Origin of the sequence: Pseudomonas sp. TH21 (assembly GCF_016651025.1) — a bacterium.
GTDB classification, from domain to species: Bacteria; Pseudomonadota; Gammaproteobacteria; order Pseudomonadales; family Pseudomonadaceae; genus Aquipseudomonas; species Aquipseudomonas aylmerensis.
In genome coordinates this window covers 2273251-2292223 of sequence record NZ_JAEKEQ010000001.1, presented here as the reverse complement: position 1 = coordinate 2292223, position 18973 = coordinate 2273251, and the positions used below count along the sequence as shown (strand labels likewise).

The 18973-nt window shown below is 64.4% G+C and carries 15 protein-coding genes; 10 read left to right on the top strand and 5 right to left on the bottom strand.

From position 1 onward, the window contains the following. The first annotated feature begins 16 nt into the window (after window positions 1-16). Window positions 17-1177, top strand: a complete 1161-nt coding sequence (locus JFU04_RS10325; RefSeq protein WP_201143996.1) for an ABC transporter ATP-binding protein — start codon at window positions 17-19, stop codon at window positions 1175-1177. A gap of 125 nt (window positions 1178-1302) precedes the next feature. On the opposite strand, the gene JFU04_RS10320 is transcribed toward JFU04_RS10325, so the two are convergent. Genes JFU04_RS10320 through JFU04_RS10310 form a run of 3 tightly spaced genes read right to left on the bottom strand, consistent with a single transcriptional unit; the run spans window position 1303 to window position 3784 of the window. Continuing rightward, window positions 1303-2043, bottom strand: coding sequence for a PAS domain-containing protein (locus tag JFU04_RS10320; RefSeq protein ID WP_201143995.1), 741 nt, complete (start codon window positions 2041-2043; stop codon window positions 1303-1305). Continuing rightward, window positions 2044-2703, bottom strand: a complete 660-nt coding sequence (locus JFU04_RS10315; protein ID WP_065905732.1) for a response regulator — start codon at window positions 2701-2703, stop codon at window positions 2044-2046. Further along, the gene (locus JFU04_RS10310; RefSeq protein WP_342389436.1) at window positions 2672-3784 is read right to left on the bottom strand and encodes an ATP-binding protein; all 1113 of its coding nucleotides are present in this window, start codon (window positions 3782-3784) and stop codon (window positions 2672-2674) included. The genes JFU04_RS10315 and JFU04_RS10310 overlap by 32 nt, the downstream gene beginning before the upstream one ends. 183 nt (window positions 3785-3967) lie before the next feature. On the opposite strand from JFU04_RS10310, the gene JFU04_RS10305 reads away from it, so the two are divergent. The 9 genes from JFU04_RS10305 (at window position 3968) to folD (ending at window position 14870) form a co-directional block, all read left to right on the top strand. Next, window positions 3968-4414, top strand: coding sequence for a dimethylamine monooxygenase subunit DmmA family protein (locus JFU04_RS10305; RefSeq protein WP_065905729.1), 447 nt, complete (start codon window positions 3968-3970; stop codon window positions 4412-4414). Continuing rightward, on the top strand, window positions 4411-5340 hold the full coding sequence (locus JFU04_RS10300; protein ID WP_201143993.1) for a PDR/VanB family oxidoreductase: 930 nt from the start codon (window positions 4411-4413) through the stop codon (window positions 5338-5340). The genes JFU04_RS10305 and JFU04_RS10300 overlap by 4 nt, the downstream gene beginning before the upstream one ends. A gap of 11 nt (window positions 5341-5351) precedes the next feature. Next, a complete protein-coding gene (locus JFU04_RS10295; RefSeq protein ID WP_120448168.1) occupies window positions 5352-6368 on the top strand; it encodes a heme-dependent oxidative N-demethylase family protein in 1017 nt (338 codons plus the stop codon). A gap of 28 nt (window positions 6369-6396) precedes the next feature. Continuing rightward, on the top strand, window positions 6397-7527 hold the full coding sequence (locus JFU04_RS10290; protein ID WP_201143992.1) for an aminomethyltransferase family protein: 1131 nt from the start codon (window positions 6397-6399) through the stop codon (window positions 7525-7527). Window positions 7528-7557: 30 nt separating this feature from the next. Continuing rightward, complete coding sequence (gene purU, locus JFU04_RS10285) at window positions 7558-8424, top strand: formyltetrahydrofolate deformylase (RefSeq protein WP_201143991.1); 867 nt, start codon at window positions 7558-7560, stop codon at window positions 8422-8424. A gap of 20 nt (window positions 8425-8444) precedes the next feature. After that, the gene (locus tag JFU04_RS10280; protein ID WP_120448166.1) at window positions 8445-9812 is read left to right on the top strand and encodes an NAD(P)-binding domain-containing protein; all 1368 of its coding nucleotides are present in this window, start codon (window positions 8445-8447) and stop codon (window positions 9810-9812) included. A gap of 14 nt (window positions 9813-9826) precedes the next feature. Then, window positions 9827-12136 carry a DUF1989 domain-containing protein gene (locus JFU04_RS10275; RefSeq protein WP_201146366.1) on the top strand — a complete coding sequence of 770 codons (2310 nt, stop codon included), beginning with the start codon at window positions 9827-9829 and terminating at the stop codon, window positions 12134-12136. 73 nt (window positions 12137-12209) lie between these two features. Continuing rightward, window positions 12210-13889, top strand: a complete 1680-nt coding sequence (locus JFU04_RS10270) for an APC family permease (protein ID WP_106804436.1) — start codon at window positions 12210-12212, stop codon at window positions 13887-13889. A gap of 66 nt (window positions 13890-13955) precedes the next feature. Continuing rightward, window positions 13956-14870: a bifunctional methylenetetrahydrofolate dehydrogenase/methenyltetrahydrofolate cyclohydrolase FolD gene (folD, locus tag JFU04_RS10265; protein ID WP_120448164.1), complete on the top strand. Its 915-nt coding sequence runs from the start codon at window positions 13956-13958 to the stop codon at window positions 14868-14870. Window positions 14871-16130: 1260 nt separating this feature from the next. On the opposite strand, the gene JFU04_RS10260 is transcribed toward folD, so the two are convergent. Together JFU04_RS10260 and JFU04_RS10255 are read right to left on the bottom strand one after the other, a co-directional pair. Beyond that, a complete protein-coding gene (locus JFU04_RS10260) occupies window positions 16131-17456 on the bottom strand; it encodes an ammonium transporter (protein WP_201143990.1) in 1326 nt (441 codons plus the stop codon). Window positions 17457-17641: 185 nt separating this feature from the next. Beyond that, window positions 17642-18964, bottom strand: a complete 1323-nt coding sequence (locus JFU04_RS10255) for an FMN-binding glutamate synthase family protein (protein ID WP_065905711.1) — start codon at window positions 18962-18964, stop codon at window positions 17642-17644. Window positions 18965-18973: the final 9 nt, after the last annotated feature.

The window sequence follows — 18973 nt, the reverse complement described above, 5'->3', positions numbered from 1 at the left end:
CGCCGAGGATTAAGACATGAGTGCAGTGATCAAAGACCCCGCCCAGAACCCTGGCCAACCCCTGGTCAGCCTGCGCAACCTGAACAAGTACTACGGCGAATTCGCCGCCGTGGACAACATCTCGCTGGACATCCAGGACGGCGAATTCCTCACCTTTCTCGGCTCCAGCGGCTCGGGCAAAAGTACCACCCTGTCGATGCTCGCCGGCTTCGAAACGCCGAGCAGCGGCGAGATCCTGGTCAGCGGCCAGTCGCTGGTCAACGTGCCGCCGCACAAGCGCGACATCGGCATGGTGTTCCAGCGCTACTCGCTGTTCCCGCATTTGTCGGTGCGCGACAACATCGCCTTCCCCCTGGCGATTCGCAAACTGGCCAGCGCCGAACGCGAGAAACGCGTCGACGCCATGCTCAAGCTGGTGCAGCTCGAACAGTTCGCGCATCGCCGCCCTTCGCAACTGTCCGGCGGCCAGCAGCAACGCGTCGCCATCGCCCGCGCGCTGGTGTACGAGCCACGCATCCTGCTGATGGACGAACCCCTCGGCGCCCTCGACAAGAAACTGCGTGAAGACCTGCAGGATGAGCTGCGCCAGTTGCACCGGCGCCTGGGCATTACCATCGTCTACGTGACCCACGACCAGGAAGAAGCCATGCGCCTGTCACAGCGCATCGCGATTTTCAGCCACGGCAAGATCGTCGGCCTCGGCAGCGGCTTTGACCTGTACCAGAACCCACCGAACGCATTTGTCGCCTCGTTCCTCGGCAACTCCAACTTCCTCAAGCTCAAGGCCCAGGGCAATGCGGCAGCGATGTTCGAAGGCCAATCGCTGTCGATCCGCCTGACCAGTGGCCTGCACACCGAGCAGGAGGTGCTGTTGATGGTGCGCCCGGAAAAAGCCCTCGCCCTCAGTGTCGAGCAAGCCGCCGAGCAGCCCCTGGCAGCGGGTTGGAATGAAGTCTCGGCAATGGTCGGCGAAGTGTTGTTCCTCGGCGAAAGCCAGACCTGCACGGTAAAAACCCTCGGCGGTACTTCGATGACGGTCAAGGCGTTGTCCGCCGCCGGCATGCCGCTGAAAGCCGGCGACCCGGTGCGCGTGCGCTGGGCCACGGCGGATGCGTGCGTGTACACCGAGTGGGCTGAGAGTGACCTGAACAAGGCGGCCGGCTCATTGAGTCACTAGGGACACGCCGAAACAATGTGGGAGCGGGCTTGCTCGCGAATGGGGTGGAACAGTCAAAGTCTGCAGCGACTGATCCGGCGCATTCGCGAGCAAGCCCGCTCCCACATTTTGAATGGCGTACAGACTCAACGCTTGCGCTCGAAAATCGCCCCCTCGATCCCCAGTACCTCACGGGTATCGGCATAAATCCCCACGCCCTTTTCCCACACGTGCTTGATCGACTGATCGGCGCAGCGAATCTGGTAATTGAGCTCGAACGGTTCATGCCGCGACAACGCGTTTTGCACCTCGCGCCACACGTAGTCGGCATCCTGCGCGAGGATCAGGCTGTTGTAGGTGAACTCATGGTTGTCCACCAGACGCTCGGCGGGATAGCCAGTGAGTTGCAGGCAACCGGCACTCACGAATTCCATGGTCCAGTCGCGGTTGTTGCGGCCGCGATAGATCAGCCCCGGCATGCTGTCGAGCAGGCTCACGCTGCTGCGCTGACTCGCCTGCAGGGCGATTTCACGGCGCTTGTGCGCGGTGATATCGCCGGCCACCAGGTAGAAGCCTTGCGGGCCGCGCTTGAGGCTGATCTCGAACCAGCGCAGTTCGCCACTGGGGTGCACAAAGCGCAGGCGCTGGTTGAAGCAGGTGTCGGGGCGCCGGCGCAGTTCGTTCAAGGCCTGGCGCCATAGCGGGCGGTCTTCCTGGTGCACGTAGTCGATCAGGTTGCGCTCCCCGCCCGGCGCGCCCATCAGCTCGGCCCAGGCCAGGTTGAAGTGGGCGATGTGGCCGTTGTCGCGCAGGTGCAGCAAGGCCGCGGGAAAACAGTCCATCAGGTCCATCGGCGGGAGCGCAAAGGCGTCGGGGCTGTCCCTCATCTAATGGCGCTCCTCGTGCTTGAGCAAACTGCCGCTGTGCACCCAGGCCGCCAGCTCCAGCCGCGAATGCAGGCCGAGCTTCTGCAACAGGCTGCGCACATAGATCTTGACCGTGCCGTCGCTGATTCCCAGCTCCCGGCCGATTTGCTTGTTGCTCATGCCGGCGGCAATCAGCGCCAGGGTCTGGCCTTCGCGCTCGGTAAGGTGGTCGTTGCCCGGGGCCTCGCTGTGCGGCGCCGGCTCGGCCTGGTCGGCAAGCAAGGCGATCAGGGTCGAGTCGAGCACAATCGCGCCCTTGTGGCAGTTGCGCATATACGCCAGCAACGCGTCGGGCTCGGTTTCCTTGAGCACATACCCGCTGGCGCCGAGGCGCAAGGCGCTCAACAGTTCGGCGCGGTCCATCGAGGCGGTCAGCACCACCACCTGGCAATCCAGGCGCAACTGGCGCAGCTCATCAAGCACCTGCAGGCCGCTGAGGCCGGGCATGTGCAGGTCGAGCAAGACCTGTTGCGGGGTCAGGCTCACGGCGAGGTTGATGCCTTCTCGGCCGCTGGCCGCCTGCCCCACCACTTCGAAGTCGCCACTGGCGTCGAACAACTGCGCCAGGCCTTTGCGAAACAATGGGTGATCATCGATCAGTAGTAAGGTCGTGCAGTCCATCGAGACTCCCCTGTGGCTGGTCGTGGTGGCGGCGCAGGCCAAGATGCACGCGCACGCCGTGCGGGCGGATCGCTTCAATGCTCAGGCGCGCGCCGATGCTGGCGGCGCGCTCGCGGATAATCGCCAGGCCGAAATGGTTGTGCTCGGCGCACGCCTGGCTCAGGCCGATGCCATCGTCTTCCACCGACACCGAGGCTTCGCCGTCCTGGGTCTGGCGCAGCTCGATGCGCACGTGACGCGCATGGGAATGGCGCACCGCGTTGGCCAACGCCTCGCGGATGATCTGCAAGATCTGCAATTCGGTTTCCGCGCCGAGGGCATCGTCGGCCAGGCGATTGTCCAGTTCGAAGACGATGATGCAGCGCCGCGAAAACTCCGCCACCGAGTCGGCCAGCGCCTGGCGCAGCGAGCGCCCGTCCATGGTCAGGCGTGCGCTGGTGATCAGTTCGCGCACCTGGCGTTGCAGTTGGCTGAGGCCGGCGCACAGGTCCTGCAGTGCCGGCTCGCCAAATTGCGCTTGCAGCCCATGGGCCTGGAACGACAGGTAGCCGAGTTGCTGCGCCACCGAATCGTGCAGCTCACGGGCCAGTGCGCCGTGGCGCGAGGTCGCCTGCTTGCGCTGTTGCTCGCGTTGCTGGCTGCGCAGGCGCACGGTCACGCCGACCGCCTGCGCCGCCTCTTCGAGCAGTTGGCGCCAACTGGCCCCGGCGCGCCTCGGAGTGTCGAGCAGCAATGTGCCCTTCTGGCCCTCGGGCAAGCCACACACCAGGCGGTGCACGCCGCGTTGCCGACACGGCCCGCAGGCCTGGGCAGCTTCCGTCACGCAGGCGTTGCGCCAGGGGCAGGTGGCTACGTCCTGGCAGCCGTCGATCAAGCCGCGCCGCGTCGGGCTCAATTCTTCGCCACCCAGTATCAGGTTGAGCTTCGCCGGGGGCAGCAGTGCGTCGAAACGGTCCAGCAAACCCGACAAGGCACCGTCAGCGTGCAGGGGCAAGCCGGCCAGCAGCCTGCGCACGCTGCGCGCCTGCTCGGGGTGCACAGGCCCCAACCAGAGCGGCCATGCCTTCGGTCGTATTTGCACGCGTCGATCACTCCCCATCCGGTTGCCCTGCGTGAGGCAAAGCCCAGCAACTTCCATGCCCCGAACGGCGGTGCCGCAAGGCTTATCTCCAAAGGCATAGCCCTTTTTCCAGATTGAGAAGATTTTCCCCATAGGAAAGTATCTCTCCCAACAGGAAACAAAACGTACCCTGGAGGAGCCCGCATGACGCACACCCTCAGCCGCCCCATCGTGGTGATGCAATCGGCAACCGCCTGCCCGCCGGTCATCGCAGAACTGGACCAGCCGCTGCTGCTCAATGGCGACCAGCCGGATTTCGCCCGGCGCCTGCAACAGGCACTCGCCAGCGCGACGGTGGGTTGCCGCCTCTACCTGCTGGGCGATGAAGCGTTTGCCTGGCGCATTCACGCCGAGGCACGCGCCGCCGGGCTGGAAGACGACGAGATCAGCATGACCTGCACGACGCCCGGCCTGCGCCAAGTGTATTGCGCACACTGTGGCCTGACCCAGGCGGCTGGGCCGCAAGCCGTATTGAACTGCATCGGCTGCCACGTCGGGCTGGAGGTGCGCACGCATTTTTCCCGGCGCCTGGGCGCGTACCTTGGCGTGTGCATCAATCCCGACCAGCCCTATGCGGGGTTCCAACCATGAGCGCAGCCCTCACGGTTCAGGTCAGCGCGGCCAGGATGCTCACGCCGGTGGTGCGCGAGCTGACCCTCAGCGCCTGCGACGGCGCCCTGCCCGGCTTCTCGCCCGGCAGCCACGTGCAGGTGCACCTGCCGCTCGCCGAGGGCAAGGTGCGCAATGCCTATTCACTCACCAGTGACCCGGCGCACACCCAGCACTACCGCATCGCCGTACGCCTGCAAGATGCCTCGCGCGGCGGTTCGCGCTACCTGCATCGGCAGGTGCAGGTCGGCGACACCTTGCAGATTTCACCACCGGCCAATCTGTTCGCGCCGCACGGCACTGCGCGCCTGCATATCCTGATTGCCGCCGGTATCGGCATCACGCCGTTCATGGCCTACATCGCCGCGCTGGAACAGCAGCAGGCCGCTTTCGAACTGCATTACCTGTTCCGGCCGGGCCTCAGCGACGCGTATCTGGATGAACTGCAACAGCGCCTCGGTCCGCGCCTGCATGCCTATGCCCGCCGCCCCGACCTGGGCCGGATCCTTGCCGACCGGCCGCTGGGCAGCCATGTCTACACCTGCGGGCCGCAGGCGCTGCTCGATGCGGTTGAGCACCACGCCACGCGCCTCGGATGGTCGCCCAGGCGCGTGCACTCGGAAGCCTTCAAAGGTGCACAACCGGGCCAACCGTTCGACCTGCACCTGCTGCGCAGCGGCCAACACCTGCGTGTCGAGGCCGAGCAAAGCCTGCTCGAAGCCCTGGAACACGCCGGCCTGCAGGTGCCCAACCTGTGCCGTGGCGGGGTCTGCGGCCAGTGCATCACGCGCCACCAAGGCGGCGCCATCGAACACCGCGACAGTTTCCTCAGCCCGGCCGAGCAGGCCGAATTTCTGATGCCGTGCGTCTCGCGCGGCAACGGCCCCTGCGTTTCGCTGGACCTATAGGAGTGAGTGCCATGCCCCTGCAATCGAGCCCCGTGCTGAGCTATCGCGATGACTTCAGCTTTCGCAACAGCCCGGCGGCGATCCGGCGTTTTCCCTTTCCGTTTGTCGAGGACAGCTACCTGTACTCGGTGAACATCGAACCGGCGACTTCACGTGACCCAGGCTCCATCTACGAGCACGCCTTCGACATCGACGAACACTACCGCTCGGAAATGGCCGAACGCGCGCTGGTACTGGACAAGGACCCGCGCCGCTACCTGGTGATGCCGCACATGCAAGTGGCCGCCTGGGATGCCCTGCAAATGATCATGCAACACCTGGCCGCCGACTACCCCCAGTCGTTCAGCCTGACGCAAAACGGCGAGCGCTGGCAGTGGCGCAATCACCTGCTGGACATCGACCAGCACTTTATCTTCGGCGACGCCACCAGCCTGCCCTGCGCACCGCTGGAGTACATCGGCCGCCAGGTGCAGGGCGACTTCGCCCTGCTCGACCAGCGTGACGGCGACCTGTACATGGACGCCGGCCTGATCACCAGCCCGGCCGACTGGTCGCTGGCCTTCGACGCCGGCATGAGTTTCAAGCAATGGCATGCGCCGGTGCCGATGGCCCACCAGATGGGCGTGTTCGAACGCGCGTTGAAATACCTGCTCAACCTGCAGGTCGGCCAGCCGGTGCGGCGCTTGAACTGGACACTGACGATCAACCCGCGCCTGGATTCCTCCCCGGAGACATTTCACGAATGGGGCGCCGATCGCGGGCGCATCACCGCGCAAAACGTCGGCCAGCAGGTGCACCTTCGGGTCGAGCTGCAAGTCATGGCGCGCCTGCCACGCAGCCACGCGGTGATGTTCAGCATTCGCACCTACCTGATCAGCCTCGACGAATTGGTGACGCAACCGGGCTGGGGCTGCCGCCTGCACCGCGTGCTGCGCGACCTGCCCGACCCCATCGCCGACTACAAGGGCATGACCCGCTACCGAAGCACGCTGGTCGAGTGGCTGAGCCAGTTCGACCCACACGCCTGACCCTCATTTTCCCGACAAGGACCTTCACATGACCCACTCCTGGCGCATTTCTGCATTGGCCGAGCGGCACCGCGCCCTCGGCTCTCGACTCGAAGACTGGAACGGCATGGGCACCGCCTGGACCTACAGCACCGAGCTGGCCGACCACCACCAGGCGATCCGCACCCGTGCCGGCCTGATGGACGTGTCGGGCCTGAAAAAAGTCCACTACGTGGGGCCGCACGCCGAGAGCCTGTTGCAGTGGGCGACCACCCGTGACATTGCCAAGCTCTATCCCGGCAAATCGGTGTATGCCTCGATGCTCGACGAGGACGGCAAATTCGTCGATGACTGCATCGTCTACCGCACCGGTCCCAACGCGTTCATGGTCGTGCATGGCGCCGGCACCGGGCATGAAATGCTCGTGCGTTCAGCCCAGGGCCGGCAGGTCGCGGTGCTGTTCGATGACGACCTGCACGACCTGTCGCTGCAAGGTCCGCTGGCGGTGGATTTCCTCGCCGAGCACGTGCCGGGGATCCGCCAACTGGCGTACTTCCACCACCTGCAGACACGCCTGTTCGACCGCCCGGTGATGATCTCCCGCACCGGCTACACCGGCGAGCGCGGCTACGAGATTTTCTGCAAGGCCGCCGACGCCCCCTTCCTGTGGGACAGCATCCTCGAACAGGGCGCGAGCCTGGGAATTATCCCGTGCGCCTTCACCGCGCTGGACTGGCTGCGGGTGGAAAGCTCGCTGATGTTTTTCCCCTACGACAACTCGCAGATGTACCCCTTCGCCGACCAGAAGGCCGGCGACACCCTGTGGGAAATGGGCCTGGACTTCACGGTTTCGCCCGGCAAGCACGCGTTCCGTGGCGCCGAGGAACACCTGCGCCTGCGCGGCCAGGAGCGCTTCAAGATCACGGGAGTGCTGCTCGAAGGCGTGCGCGCAGCCGAAGCCGGCGACACCGTGTGGCAGGGCAACCAGCAGGTCGGCGTGATCACCTGCGGCATGTATTCGCGCCTGAGCAAACGCTCGATGGCCATCGCGCGCATGAGCATCGCGTGCTCCGTCCCCGGCATTGCCTTGCAGGTACGCGGCAGCCTGGAGGCCAGCGCCACCACCCACGCCCTGCCCTTCGACGACCCGGAAAAAACCAAGCGCACGGCCAAGGGCTGAACCTTGCCTCACTGTATTCAGGAGCTTTCGATGGACGCCTCCCGCGAACATTACATCCTCAAGATCAACTGCCCGGCGGCGTCCGGGATTGTCGCCGCGATCAGCGCCTGCCTGTCTCGCCAGCAGTGCTACATCAGCGAGCTGGCCCAGTTTGACGACGAGTTCACCGGGCAGTTTTTCATGCGTGCGGTGTTCCGCTTCAACACCGGGGTCGACGGTGACATCGGCGCCCTGCGCGAAGGCCTCGGCGACCTCGCCGGCGGCTTCGACATGCAGTGGCAATTGTTCAGCTCGCAACGGCCGACCCGCGTGCTGCTGATGGTCAGCAAGTTCGACCACTGCCTCACCGACCTGCTGTACCGCCACCGCAAGGGCGAGATGGACATGCACATCACCGCCGTGGTCTCCAACCACCTCGACCTGCGCGCGATGGCCGAGCGCGAAGGCATCCGCTTCATCTACCTGCCCATCACCAAGGACACCAAGGCCAGCCAGGAGGCCGAGTTGATGCGCATCGTCGACGACACCCAGACCGACCTGGTGGTGCTCGCGCGCTACATGCAGATCCTCTCCGACGGCCTGTGCCAGCAGTTGTCGGGCCGCGCGATCAACATCCATCACTCGTTCCTGCCCGGCTTCAAGGGCGCCAAGCCGTATCACCAGGCCTATGACCGCGGGGTGAAGCTGATCGGCGCCACCGCCCACTACGTCACCAGCGACCTGGATGAGGGCCCGATCATCGAGCAGGAAATCCAGCGCGTCGACCACACCCACCTGCCCGACTCGCTGGTCGCCATCGGCCGCGACACCGAGACCGTGGCCCTTTCCAAAGCCCTGAAATACCACCTGGAACACCGGGTGTTCATCAACCAGGACAAGACAGTGATCTTTCGCTGAACCCCTCAGGAGGCACGCTCATGACTCTACGTGTTGCAATCATCGGCGCCGGCCCGTGTGGCCTGGCGCAACTTCGCGCCTTCCAGTCGGCCCGCGACAAAGGGGCAGACATCCCCGAACTGGTGTGCTTCGAAAAACAGCAGGACTGGGGCGGCATGTGGAACTACACCTGGCGCACCGGCCTGGATGAAAACGGCGAGCCGGTGCACGGCAGCATGTACCGCTACCTGTGGTCCAACGGCCCCAAGGAATGCCTGGAGTTTGCCGACTACACCTTCGAGGAGCATTTCGGCCGGCCGATCGGTTCCTACCCACCCCGCGAAGTGTTGTGGGACTACATCAAGGGCCGCGTGGAAAAGGCCGGCGTGCGCGACTACATCCGTTTCAACAACGTAGTGCGCCAAGTCACCTTCGACGAACAGACCCAGCGCTTCACCCTGCAGGCCCACGACTACACCAGCGACACCTTGACCAGCGAAGCATTCGACTACGTGATCAACGCCTGTGGCCACTTCTCCACGCCCAAGGTGCCGTACTTCGACGGCTTCGAGCAGTTCGCCGGGCGCATCCTGCATGCGCATGATTTTCGCGAGGCGCTGGAGTTCAAGGACAAGGACCTGCTGATTGTCGGCAGCAGTTATTCGGCCGAGGACATCGGCTCGCAATGCTACAAATACGGCGCGCGCAGCATCACCAGTTGCTACCGCACCGCGCCCATGGGCTACGCCTGGCCCGACAACTGGGAAGAAAAACCGCTGCTCAAGCGCCTGGAAAACAACCGTGCGTATTTCGTCGACGGCAGCAGCAAGCACATCGACGCCGTCATCCTGTGCACCGGCTACAAGCATCACTTCCCGTTCCTGCCCGATGAGCTGAGCCTGAAAACCGACAACCGCCTGTGGCCGATGAACCTCTACAAAGGCGTGTTCTGGGAAGCCAATCCACGGCTGATCTACCTCGGCATGCAGGACCAGTGGTACTCCTTCAACATGTTCGATGCCCAGGCCTGGTACGCGCGCGATGTGATCCTGGGGCGCATCCCGCTGCCCAGCCACGCCGAAATGCGCGCCGACAGCCGGCAATGGCAGGCGCGCGAACAGGTGCTGGAAACCAACCAGCAGATGTTCGAGTACCAGGGCGCCTACATCCAGCACCTGGTGGACGCCACCGACTACCCGAATTTCGACATTGCCGCCGTCAACGAAACCTTCCTGCACTGGAAGCACGACAAGGCGGAAAACATCATGGGCTATCGCGACAAGTCCTATCGCTCATTGATGACCGGCACCCAGTCACCGCCGCACCACACCCCCTGGCTGCAGGCATTGGACGACTCGATGGCGGCGTACCTCGGCGAGCCCGCGACCGCCATCAAGTCGGTCGGTTGAAGGTGCAGCCGATGATGAATGCACCGCGTATTTCGCGCCCGCGAGAACCCGGCTTGTTTGCCCGCGCGCCGAACCTGGAACGCTACCGCGTGGCCGCCGGCGGTGTGACGCTGGTCGACTTGCAGCCCGGCGACGGCCTGCAAGTCATCGACGTCGAAGGCCGCCAGGCCTGCACACTGCTGGCCCTCGACGCCGGCGGCCGCAGCGCCCTGGCCAGCTGGGGATTGCACGCGTCTATCGCCTGCAGCGTGCCCACGCGTATCGGCCAGGTGCTCGATCGGCGCGGCATAGAGGCGCAGCAGTTGCCGCGCGCCGCGTCGTTGTGGGACGACGACAGCCCGCCCGGCCACAGTCGCCATTTTGTCGCGCAGGACGCGCTGCTGGTGATCGTCGCCGCCCCTGCCGGCCCGACCGCTGTCGACCGGCAATACCGGCCCAGTGAACTGCGCCTGCTGGTCACCCGCGCCAACCCGTCGCCGCTCTGGGTGCCTGCCTTGCCTGAGCCGTTGGGCGAAGTGCTGGACGAGTTCACCCTGCGCGCCGGTACGGCCCATGCCTACACCGTCGCCAAGGGGCAGTACGTCCAGGTACTGGACGTCGCGGGACGCCAGTGTTCGGACTTCGTCGCGCTCGACCGCCGCGCCCTGGATCGCGGTATCGAACTGGACCTCGACCAGACCGTGACCCGTACGCTGAACGGCAGCGCCTACCCGGCACCGGGGTTGTTCTCGAAGTTTTTCGACCGCCAGATGCAGCCGATGCTCGAGGTGGTGCGCGACACCGTCGGGCGCCACGACTCGTTCGCCCTGGCCTGCGCGGCGCGTTATTACGAGAGCCATGGGTATTTCGGGCACGACAACTGCAGCGACAACCTCAGTCAGGTCCTCGCCCCCTATGGCGTGCAGGCGCGCAAGGGTTGGCCGGCGATCAATTTCTTCTTCAACACCGGTATTGATGCACACCAGCAGATGACTCTGGATGAGCCCTGGTCGCGCCCCGGCGACTACGTGCTGCTGAAGGCCATGACCGACCTGGTGTGTGGCAGCACCTCGTGCCCGGATGACATTGACCCGGCCAATGGCTGGAACCCGACCGATATCCATGTCCGCATCTACCGCGAGAAGGAGCGTTTTTCCATCGCCATGAGCACTCGAACCACGGCGGATGCCGACCCGATTCTCACCCGTGAGTCTGCGTTTCACTCACGCACCAGCGCCCTCACCGGCAGCTTCACCGACTACCGCAACTGGTGGCTGCCGCTGCGCTACGACGGCTATGGCGCCACCGAGGAATACCTGGGGTGTCGCGAGCGCGTGGCGGTGATGGACCTGACCGCCCTGCGCAAATTCGAGATCATCGGCCCCGACGCTGAAGCCTTGCTGCAGTACTGCCTGACCCGCGATGTGCGGCGCCTGGCGGTGGGCCAGGTGGTGTACTCGGCGATGTGCCACGCGCACGGCGGCATGCTCGACGACGGCACCCTGCTGCGCCTGGGCCCGGACAATTTCCGCTGGATCTGCGGCGAAGACTACGCAGGCCCCTGGCTGCGCGAGCAGGCACAGAAACTCGGCATGAAAGTCTGGGTCAAGTCCGCCAGCGAGCAGATCCACAACCTCGCCGTGCAAGGCCCGCTGAGCCGCGAGCTGCTCAAGCAGATGGTCTGGACCCCGCCCACCCAGCCCAGCCTGGAAACCCTCGGCTGGTTCCGCTTCCTGGTCGGTCGGCTGGACGGCTTCGATGGCTGCCCGTTGATGATTTCCCGCACCGGCTACACCGGTGAGCTGGGCTATGAAGTGTGGTGCCAACCCGAAGACGCCGAGCGGGTCTGGGACCGCATCTGGCACCTCGGGCAACCCCTGGGCCTGGTGCCGCTGGGCCTGGAAGCCCTGGACCTGCTGCGCATCGAAGCCGGGCTGATTTTCGCCGGCTACGAGTTCAGCGACCAGACCGATCCGTTCGAGGCCGGCATCGGTTTCAGCGTGCCATTGAAGAGCAAGACCGATGATTTTATCGGCCGTGAAGCCCTGTTACGGCGCAGTGCCCACCCCACCCACAAGCTGGTCGGCCTGCACCTGGGCGGCAACGAGGCGGCCCACCATGGCGACCCGGTGTACCACGGCAGGGCCCAGGTCGGGGTGATTACCAGTGCCTGCCGCTCACCGTTGCTAGCCAGCAATATCGCGCTGTGCCGGGTGGATGTGAGCTGCGCCGAGCCCGGCACGGTACTTGAGATTGGCAAAGTCGATGGCCTGCAGAAGCGCATCAGCGCCACGGTCAGCGCAGCGATTTTCTACGACCCGGACAAAAGCCGGGTGCGCAGCTGATCGTTCCGACACGCGTGTGCCACCCCATTTTGACTGCCCCACTTAAACGCTATTCAGACATGGGAATACAGAGATGGAAGCGACGACGTTCGAGGCAGTACCGCAGGCCGCCAGTTCGGTGGGCAGCCTGCACCGGAAGATCGATTGGCGCGGGGCGTTCTGGGTCGCCAGTGGCGTACCCGCCCTGGTGCTGTTCTCTATTGGCGCCATTGCTGCGACGGTCGGCAAGCCGGCGTGGATCGTATGGATCGTGTCGATCCTGTTCGGGTTTATCCAGGCCTTTACCTATGCCGAGATCGCCGGGCTGTTCCCGCACAAATCCGGCGGCGCCTCGGTGTACGGCGCGGTGGCCTGGGTGCGCTACAGCAAGCTGATCGCGCCGGTGTCGGTGTGGTGCAACTGGCTGGCCTGGTCTCCGGTGCTGTCCATCGGTTCGGGGCTGGCGGCGGGGTATATCCTCACCGCGCTGTTTCCTGCCGATGCGCTGATCAACACCTGGCAACTGACCTTGCTGGACCTGGGCTGGGTGAAAAGCGGCCTGTCGCTGCGCATCAACGCGACCTTCGGCATCGGCCTGTTGATCCTGCTCACGGTATTTGCCGTGCAACACGGCGGCATCCTGCGTTCGGCACGCCTGACCCTGGTGCTCGGTGTCACCTCGCTGATTCCACTGCTGCTGGTGGGCGTGGTGCCGTTGTTCACCGGGGATGCGGCCCAGGCCAACTTCCTGCCGCTGTACCCGCTGGCCCATGATGCGGCCGGGCAAGTCATCGATGGGCCCTGGGATATCTCTGGCTGGTCGCTGATGGCCGGCGGTTTGTTCATGGCCGCCTGGTCCACCTACGGCTTCGAAACAGCGGTGTGCTACACCCGCGAGTTCAAGGACCCCAAGCGCGACACCTTCAAGGCCATCTTCTACGCCGGCCTGCTGTGCATCCTGGTGTTCACCCTGGTGCCGCTGGCGTTTCAAGGCAGCCTCGGGCTGGGGCAACTGGTGACCCCGGCGGTGCTTGACGCCAGCGGCGCCATTGTTACACCGGCGGTGTACAGCGGCCTGTTGTCGCCAGCGATCTACAGCGGCATGGGCGTTGGCCAGGTGCTGGCCGACAGCATCGGCGGCGGCAAGGTGGTCGCCAATATCGTGCTGATCATGTTGGTGCTGGCGACGCTGCTGGCGATCATGACCTCGATGTCCGGCTCGTCACGCACGCTGTATCAGGCGTCGGTGGATGGCTGGCTGCCCAAGTACCTGGGGCGCACCAATGAACACGGCGCGCCGACGGCGGCAATGTGGACCGACCTGTCGTTCAACCTGCTGCTGTTGTTGATGTCGGACTATGTATTTGTGCTCGCGGCGTCCAACGTCAGCTACATCATCTTCAACTTTCTCAACCTGAATGCCGGCTGGATTCACCGCCTGGACCGCCCCGACTGGGTGCGCCCGTACAAAGCGCCCACCGTGCTGCTCGTGGCCGGTGGCGTGTTGAGTTTCGTCAACCTGGCCTGCATGGGCCTGGGTGCGGACATCTGGGGTGCGGGCACGCTGGTCACCGGCTTGCTCCTGGCGCTGCTGATCTTGCCGGTGTTCTGCTTCCGTCACTACGTACAGGACAAAGGTCGCTTCCCCGCCGCCATGCTCAGCGACCTGTATCTGCAGGTCGGCGACGGCCAACGCCGCGCCGGCTGGCTGCCCTATGCCACGCTGATTGCCGGTGCACTGGTGGTGTATGCCTGCCATCAACTGGTAGCCTGAGCCCACTGGACTGCTTATCGCTGAGGGATCTGTTCCCTCAGCGCCTCCCTATTTCTCCAGACAACGGTGACGCTTTTGACCAGCTCTCTCCCCACGCTTGCCCGCGATATCGACGGCAAGGCCATCTCTGCCCGGGTGCTCGACGAGGTTCGCGAAGAGGTCCAGGTGCTCGCCACGCAACAGATCTACCCTGCCCTGGCGGTACTGCTGGTGGGCGATGACCCGGCCAGCCATGTCTACGTGCGCAATAAACTGCTGCGCGCCAAGGAAGTCGGGATTCGCTCGCTTGAATACCGGCTGCCGGATGACGCCACCCAGGCGCAGGTGCTGGCCCTGCTGGCGCAGTTGAATGCCGATACGTCGGTCAATGGCATCCTCGTGCAGCTGCCGCTGCCGGGGCATATCGACGAGGCGGCGGTGATTCACGCGATTGACCCGATCAAGGACGTGGATGGCTTCCACCGCGAAAACGTCGGCGGCCTGGTGCAAGGCATCGAGGTGCTGACGCCCTGCACGCCCAGCGGCTGCATGCGCCTGCTGTATGAAACCTGCGGTGATTTGAGCGGAATGCACGCGGTGGTCATCGGCCGTTCGAACATCGTCGGCAAACCGATGGCGACCCTGCTGCTGCAGGCCAACTGCTCGGTCAGCGTGGTGCATTCGCGCAGTGTCGATGCACCGGCGTTGTGCCGCCTGGCCGACATCGTCGTCGCCGCCGTCGGCCGCCCGCAGTTGATCGACGCCAGCTGGCTGAAGCCAGGCGCGGTGGTGATTGACGTGGGTATCAACCGCATCAACACCGAGACCGGCACGCGGTTGGTGGGCGACGTCGATTACGCCAGCGCTCGCACGGTGGCCAGCGCAATCACCCCGGTGCCCGGCGGTGTCGGGCCGATGACCATTGCCTACCTGCTGAAAAACACCCTGGTGGCCAGCCAACTGCAGCGCACAGCCCGGCCCCTGGCCCTGGCCGTGCCCTGAACGCCCCCTGCAGGAGCTGGTTTGCCAGCGATGGCGGTGTGTCAGTCACCTTATGCTTTGACTGATCCAGCGCTTTCGCAGGCAAGCCAGCTCCCACATTTCTTCGAGGTGTCCGGTCGATTGTGGAGTGTGCCCGCTTGTTAGGCAGGCCAGGCCGGCAGTGATCTGAACCACAACACAAAACTCCTGTGGGAGCTGGCGGAGTCGCCCTTATTTCAATCCCCAGGGTGATCGCAATATCCGGCGCGACGCAGCCCAAGTGTGGGAGTTGTCGAGCCCCGGCGAGGCTGCGAAGGCGGCGGCATTGCTGGCATTTTCTGCGCCTGGCACACCGCTTTCGCAGGCAAGCCAGCTCCCACATTTGTTCGAGGTGTCCGGTCGATTGTGAAAGGCGCCCGCTTGTTAGGCAGGCCAGGCTGGCAGTGATCTGAACCACACCACAAAACCCCTGTGGGAGCTGGCTTGCCTGCGATGGCGGTGTGTCAGTCACCTTATGAATTGGCTGATCCAGCGCTTTCGCAGGCAAGCCAGCTCCCACAGGAAATTGGCGGAGTCGCCCTTATTTCAATCCCCAGGATGATCGCAATATCCGGCGCGACGCAGCCCAAGCGTGGGAGTTGTCGAGCCCCGGCGAGGCTGCGAAGGCGACGGCATTGCTGGCATTTTCTGCGCCTGGCATACCGCTTTCGCAGGCAAGCCAGCTCCCACATTTTTTCGAGGTGTCCGGTCGCTTGTGGAAGGCACCCGCTTGTTAGGCAGGCCAGGCTGGCAGTGATCTGAACCACAACACAAAACCCCTGTGGGAGCTGGCTTGCCTGCGATGGCGGTGTGTCAGTCACCTTCTGCTTTGACTGATCCAGCGCTTTCGCAGGCAAGCCAGCTCCCACATTTGTTCGAGGTGTCCGGTCGATTGTGGAGGGTGCCCGCTTGTTAGGCAGGCCAGGCTGGCAGTGATCTGAACCGCACCACAAAACCCCTGTGGGAGCTGGCTTGCCTGCGATGGCGGTGTGTCAGTCACCTTATGCTTGGGCTGATCCAGCGCTTTCGCAGGCAAGCCAGCTCCCACATTTCTTCGAGGTGTCCGGTCGCTTGTGGAAGGCACCCGCTTGTTAGGCCGGCCAGGCTGGCAGTGATCTAAACCACAACACAAAACCCCTGTGGGAGCTGGCTTGCCTGCGATGGCGGTATGTCAGTCACCTTATGCTTTGACTGATCCACCGCTATCGCCAGCAAGCCAGCTCTTACAGGTTCGGGTTGTGATCAGTGGTTGTACGCCCGCTCGTTATGCTCGGCCAGGTCCAACCCCATGTCTTCCACCGATTCATGGGCACGCAGGCCGATCAGGGCGTTGATGACTTTGAGGATGATCCAGCTGATCGCGAAGCAGTACACGGTGGTCAGCACGACCCCTTTGATCTGCGCCACGACCTGGCCGCCCATGGTCACGCCTTCGACCAGTCCGCCCATGGACGGTACGCAGAACACGCCGGTCAACACCGCGCCGATCATGCCGCCGATGCCGTGCAGGCCGAACACGTCGAGGCTGTCGTCGTAGCCGAAGCGGCGTTTCAATACGGTCACGCTGAGGTAGCAGAACACCCCGCACAGCAAGCCGATGGCCAACGCGCCGCCGACGCCCACATAGGCGCACGCCGGGGTAATCCCGACCAATCCGGCCAATGCGCCGCTGGCCAGGCCGAGGGCACTCGGTTTGCCGACCTTGAACCACTCGGTGAACATCCAGCCGAGGATCCCGGCACACGCGCCCAGTTGGGTATTGAGCATGACAATCCCGGAAAGGCCGTTGAGCCCGCCACCGGAGCCGATGTTGAAGCCGAACCAGCCGACCCAGAGCATCGCCGCGCCAACCATGGTCAGGCTCAGGTTGTGCGCAGGCATCGGCGCGTTCTGGTAGCCCTTGCGCTTGCCGAGGATCAGGCACGCGGCGAGCGCAGCCACACCAGCGTTGATGTGCACGGCGGTGCCGCCGGCAAAATCGAGCACGCCCCAGTTATGCATCAAGGCCCCCGAACCGCCCCAGACCATATGCGCCACCGGGGCATACACCAGCGTGAACCAGATGGCCATGAACCACAGCGCCGCCGAGAACTTCATGCGTTCGGCAAACGCCCCGGCGATCAGCGCGGGAGTGATGATGGCGAAGGTCATCTGGAAGGTCACGAACACCCCTTCCGGGATATCCCCCACCAGGCTTTCGGGGGTCATGCCGGCCAGGAACGCACGGCTCAAACCGCCGACAAAACTGTTGAACGTCACCTGCCCTTCGACCATGCCGGTGGTGTCGACCACCATGCTGTAGCCGTAGATCACCCACAGCACGCCCACCAGGCCGGCGATGCCGAAACACTGGGTGAACAGCGAGAGCATGTTTTTCGCGCGGACCAGGCCGCCATAGAACAACGCAAGCCCCGGCAGGCACATGAACAGCACCAGCACGGCGGCGGTGACCATCCAGGCGGTGCTGCCGGTGTTCAAGGTGGGTGCATCGGCGGCCTGTGCCAAAGGTGCGAAGGCACTGGCGGCCAATAACCCGAAGAGGGACTTGCCGAGAAGACGATTGACCATATTCAAAGCTCCTGCGAAAGAAATGGGATATGCCTGGCAGCGAGCAGTTGTTGTTAGGAGAGCCTCTTGGCGGGCTCCTTGATTTGCCGATCTGTCGTGGCGAGGGCGCTTACGCAGCCCTAAAACGCCGGCTGCAGCTGCGCTGAACGGCAGCAAGCGCCCTCGCCACAGGTATGACGCCAGGCTCAGTAGCCGGAACCGGGCACCCAGCTGGTTCCTGCCAACGGCACCCGGGCCATCGCCGCCGATTCCACAGTCAGCGCCACCAGGTCCTCGGGGTCGAGGTTGTGCAGGTGCGACTTGCCGCACGCCCGCGCCATGGTCTGCGCTTCCAGCACCATCACCCGCAGGTAGTTGGCCAACCGCCGCCCGCCTTCCACCGGGTCGAGGCGCTTGGACAGTTCCGGGTCCTGGGTGGTAATGCCGGCCGGGTCGCGGCCGTTCTGCCAGTCGTCGTAGTAGCCGGCGGCCGAGCCGATCTTTTTCAGTTCCGCATCCAGCCGTGGGTGGTTATCGCCCAGGGCAATCAGCGCCGCCGTACCGATGGCGACCGCATCCGCGCCCATCGCCATGGCCTTGGCCACGTCGGCCCCGTTGCGGATCCCGCCCGATACGATCAACTGGACCTTGCGGTGCATGCCCATCTCTTGCAAAGCCTGTACCGCTTGCGGGATCGCCGACAGAATTGGAATGCCGACGTGCTCGATAAACACTTCCTGGGTCGCCGCCGTGCCGCCTTGCATGCCGTCGAGCACGATCACATCCGCGCCCGCCTTGACGGCCAGCTTCACGTCGTAATAAGGCCGGCTCGCGCCGATCTTCACGTAGATCGGTTTCTCCCAGTCGGTGATTTCGCGCAGCTCGGCAATCTTGATCGCCAGGTCGTCCGGGCCGGTCCAGTCCGGGTGACGGCAGGCACTGCGCTGGTCCACGCCGATCGGCAAGGTGCGCATGCCGGCCACGCGCTCGGTGACCTTCATGCCGAGCAACATCCCGCCACCGCCGGGCTTGGCGCCCTGGCCGAGGACGATCTCGATGGCGTCGGCCTTGCGCAAATCGTCGGGGTTCATGCCGTAGCGCGACGGCAGGTACTGGTACACCAGGTGCTGGGACTGGCCGCGCTCTTCCGGGGTCATGCCGCCGTCACCGGTGGTGGTGCTGGTGCCGGCGATGGTCGCGCCACGGCCCAGGGCTTCCTTGGCATTCGCCGACAACGCCCCGAAGCTCATGCCGGCGATGGTCACCGGGATCTTCAGGTGGATCGGCTTCTTGGCGAAGCGGTTGCCGAGGATCACGTCGGTGCCGCACTTCTCGCGATAGCCTTCGAGCGGGTAACGCGACACGCTGGCGCCGAGCAGCAGCAAGTCATCGAAGTGCGGCAACTTGCGCTTGGTGCCGCCGCCGCGAATATCGTAGATACCGGTTTCGGCCGCACGCTGGATTTCCTGGATGGTCAGGCGGTCGAAGGTGGCCGACTCGCGCAGTACCGGAGGGGTTTGTTCACTCATGGTTGTAGC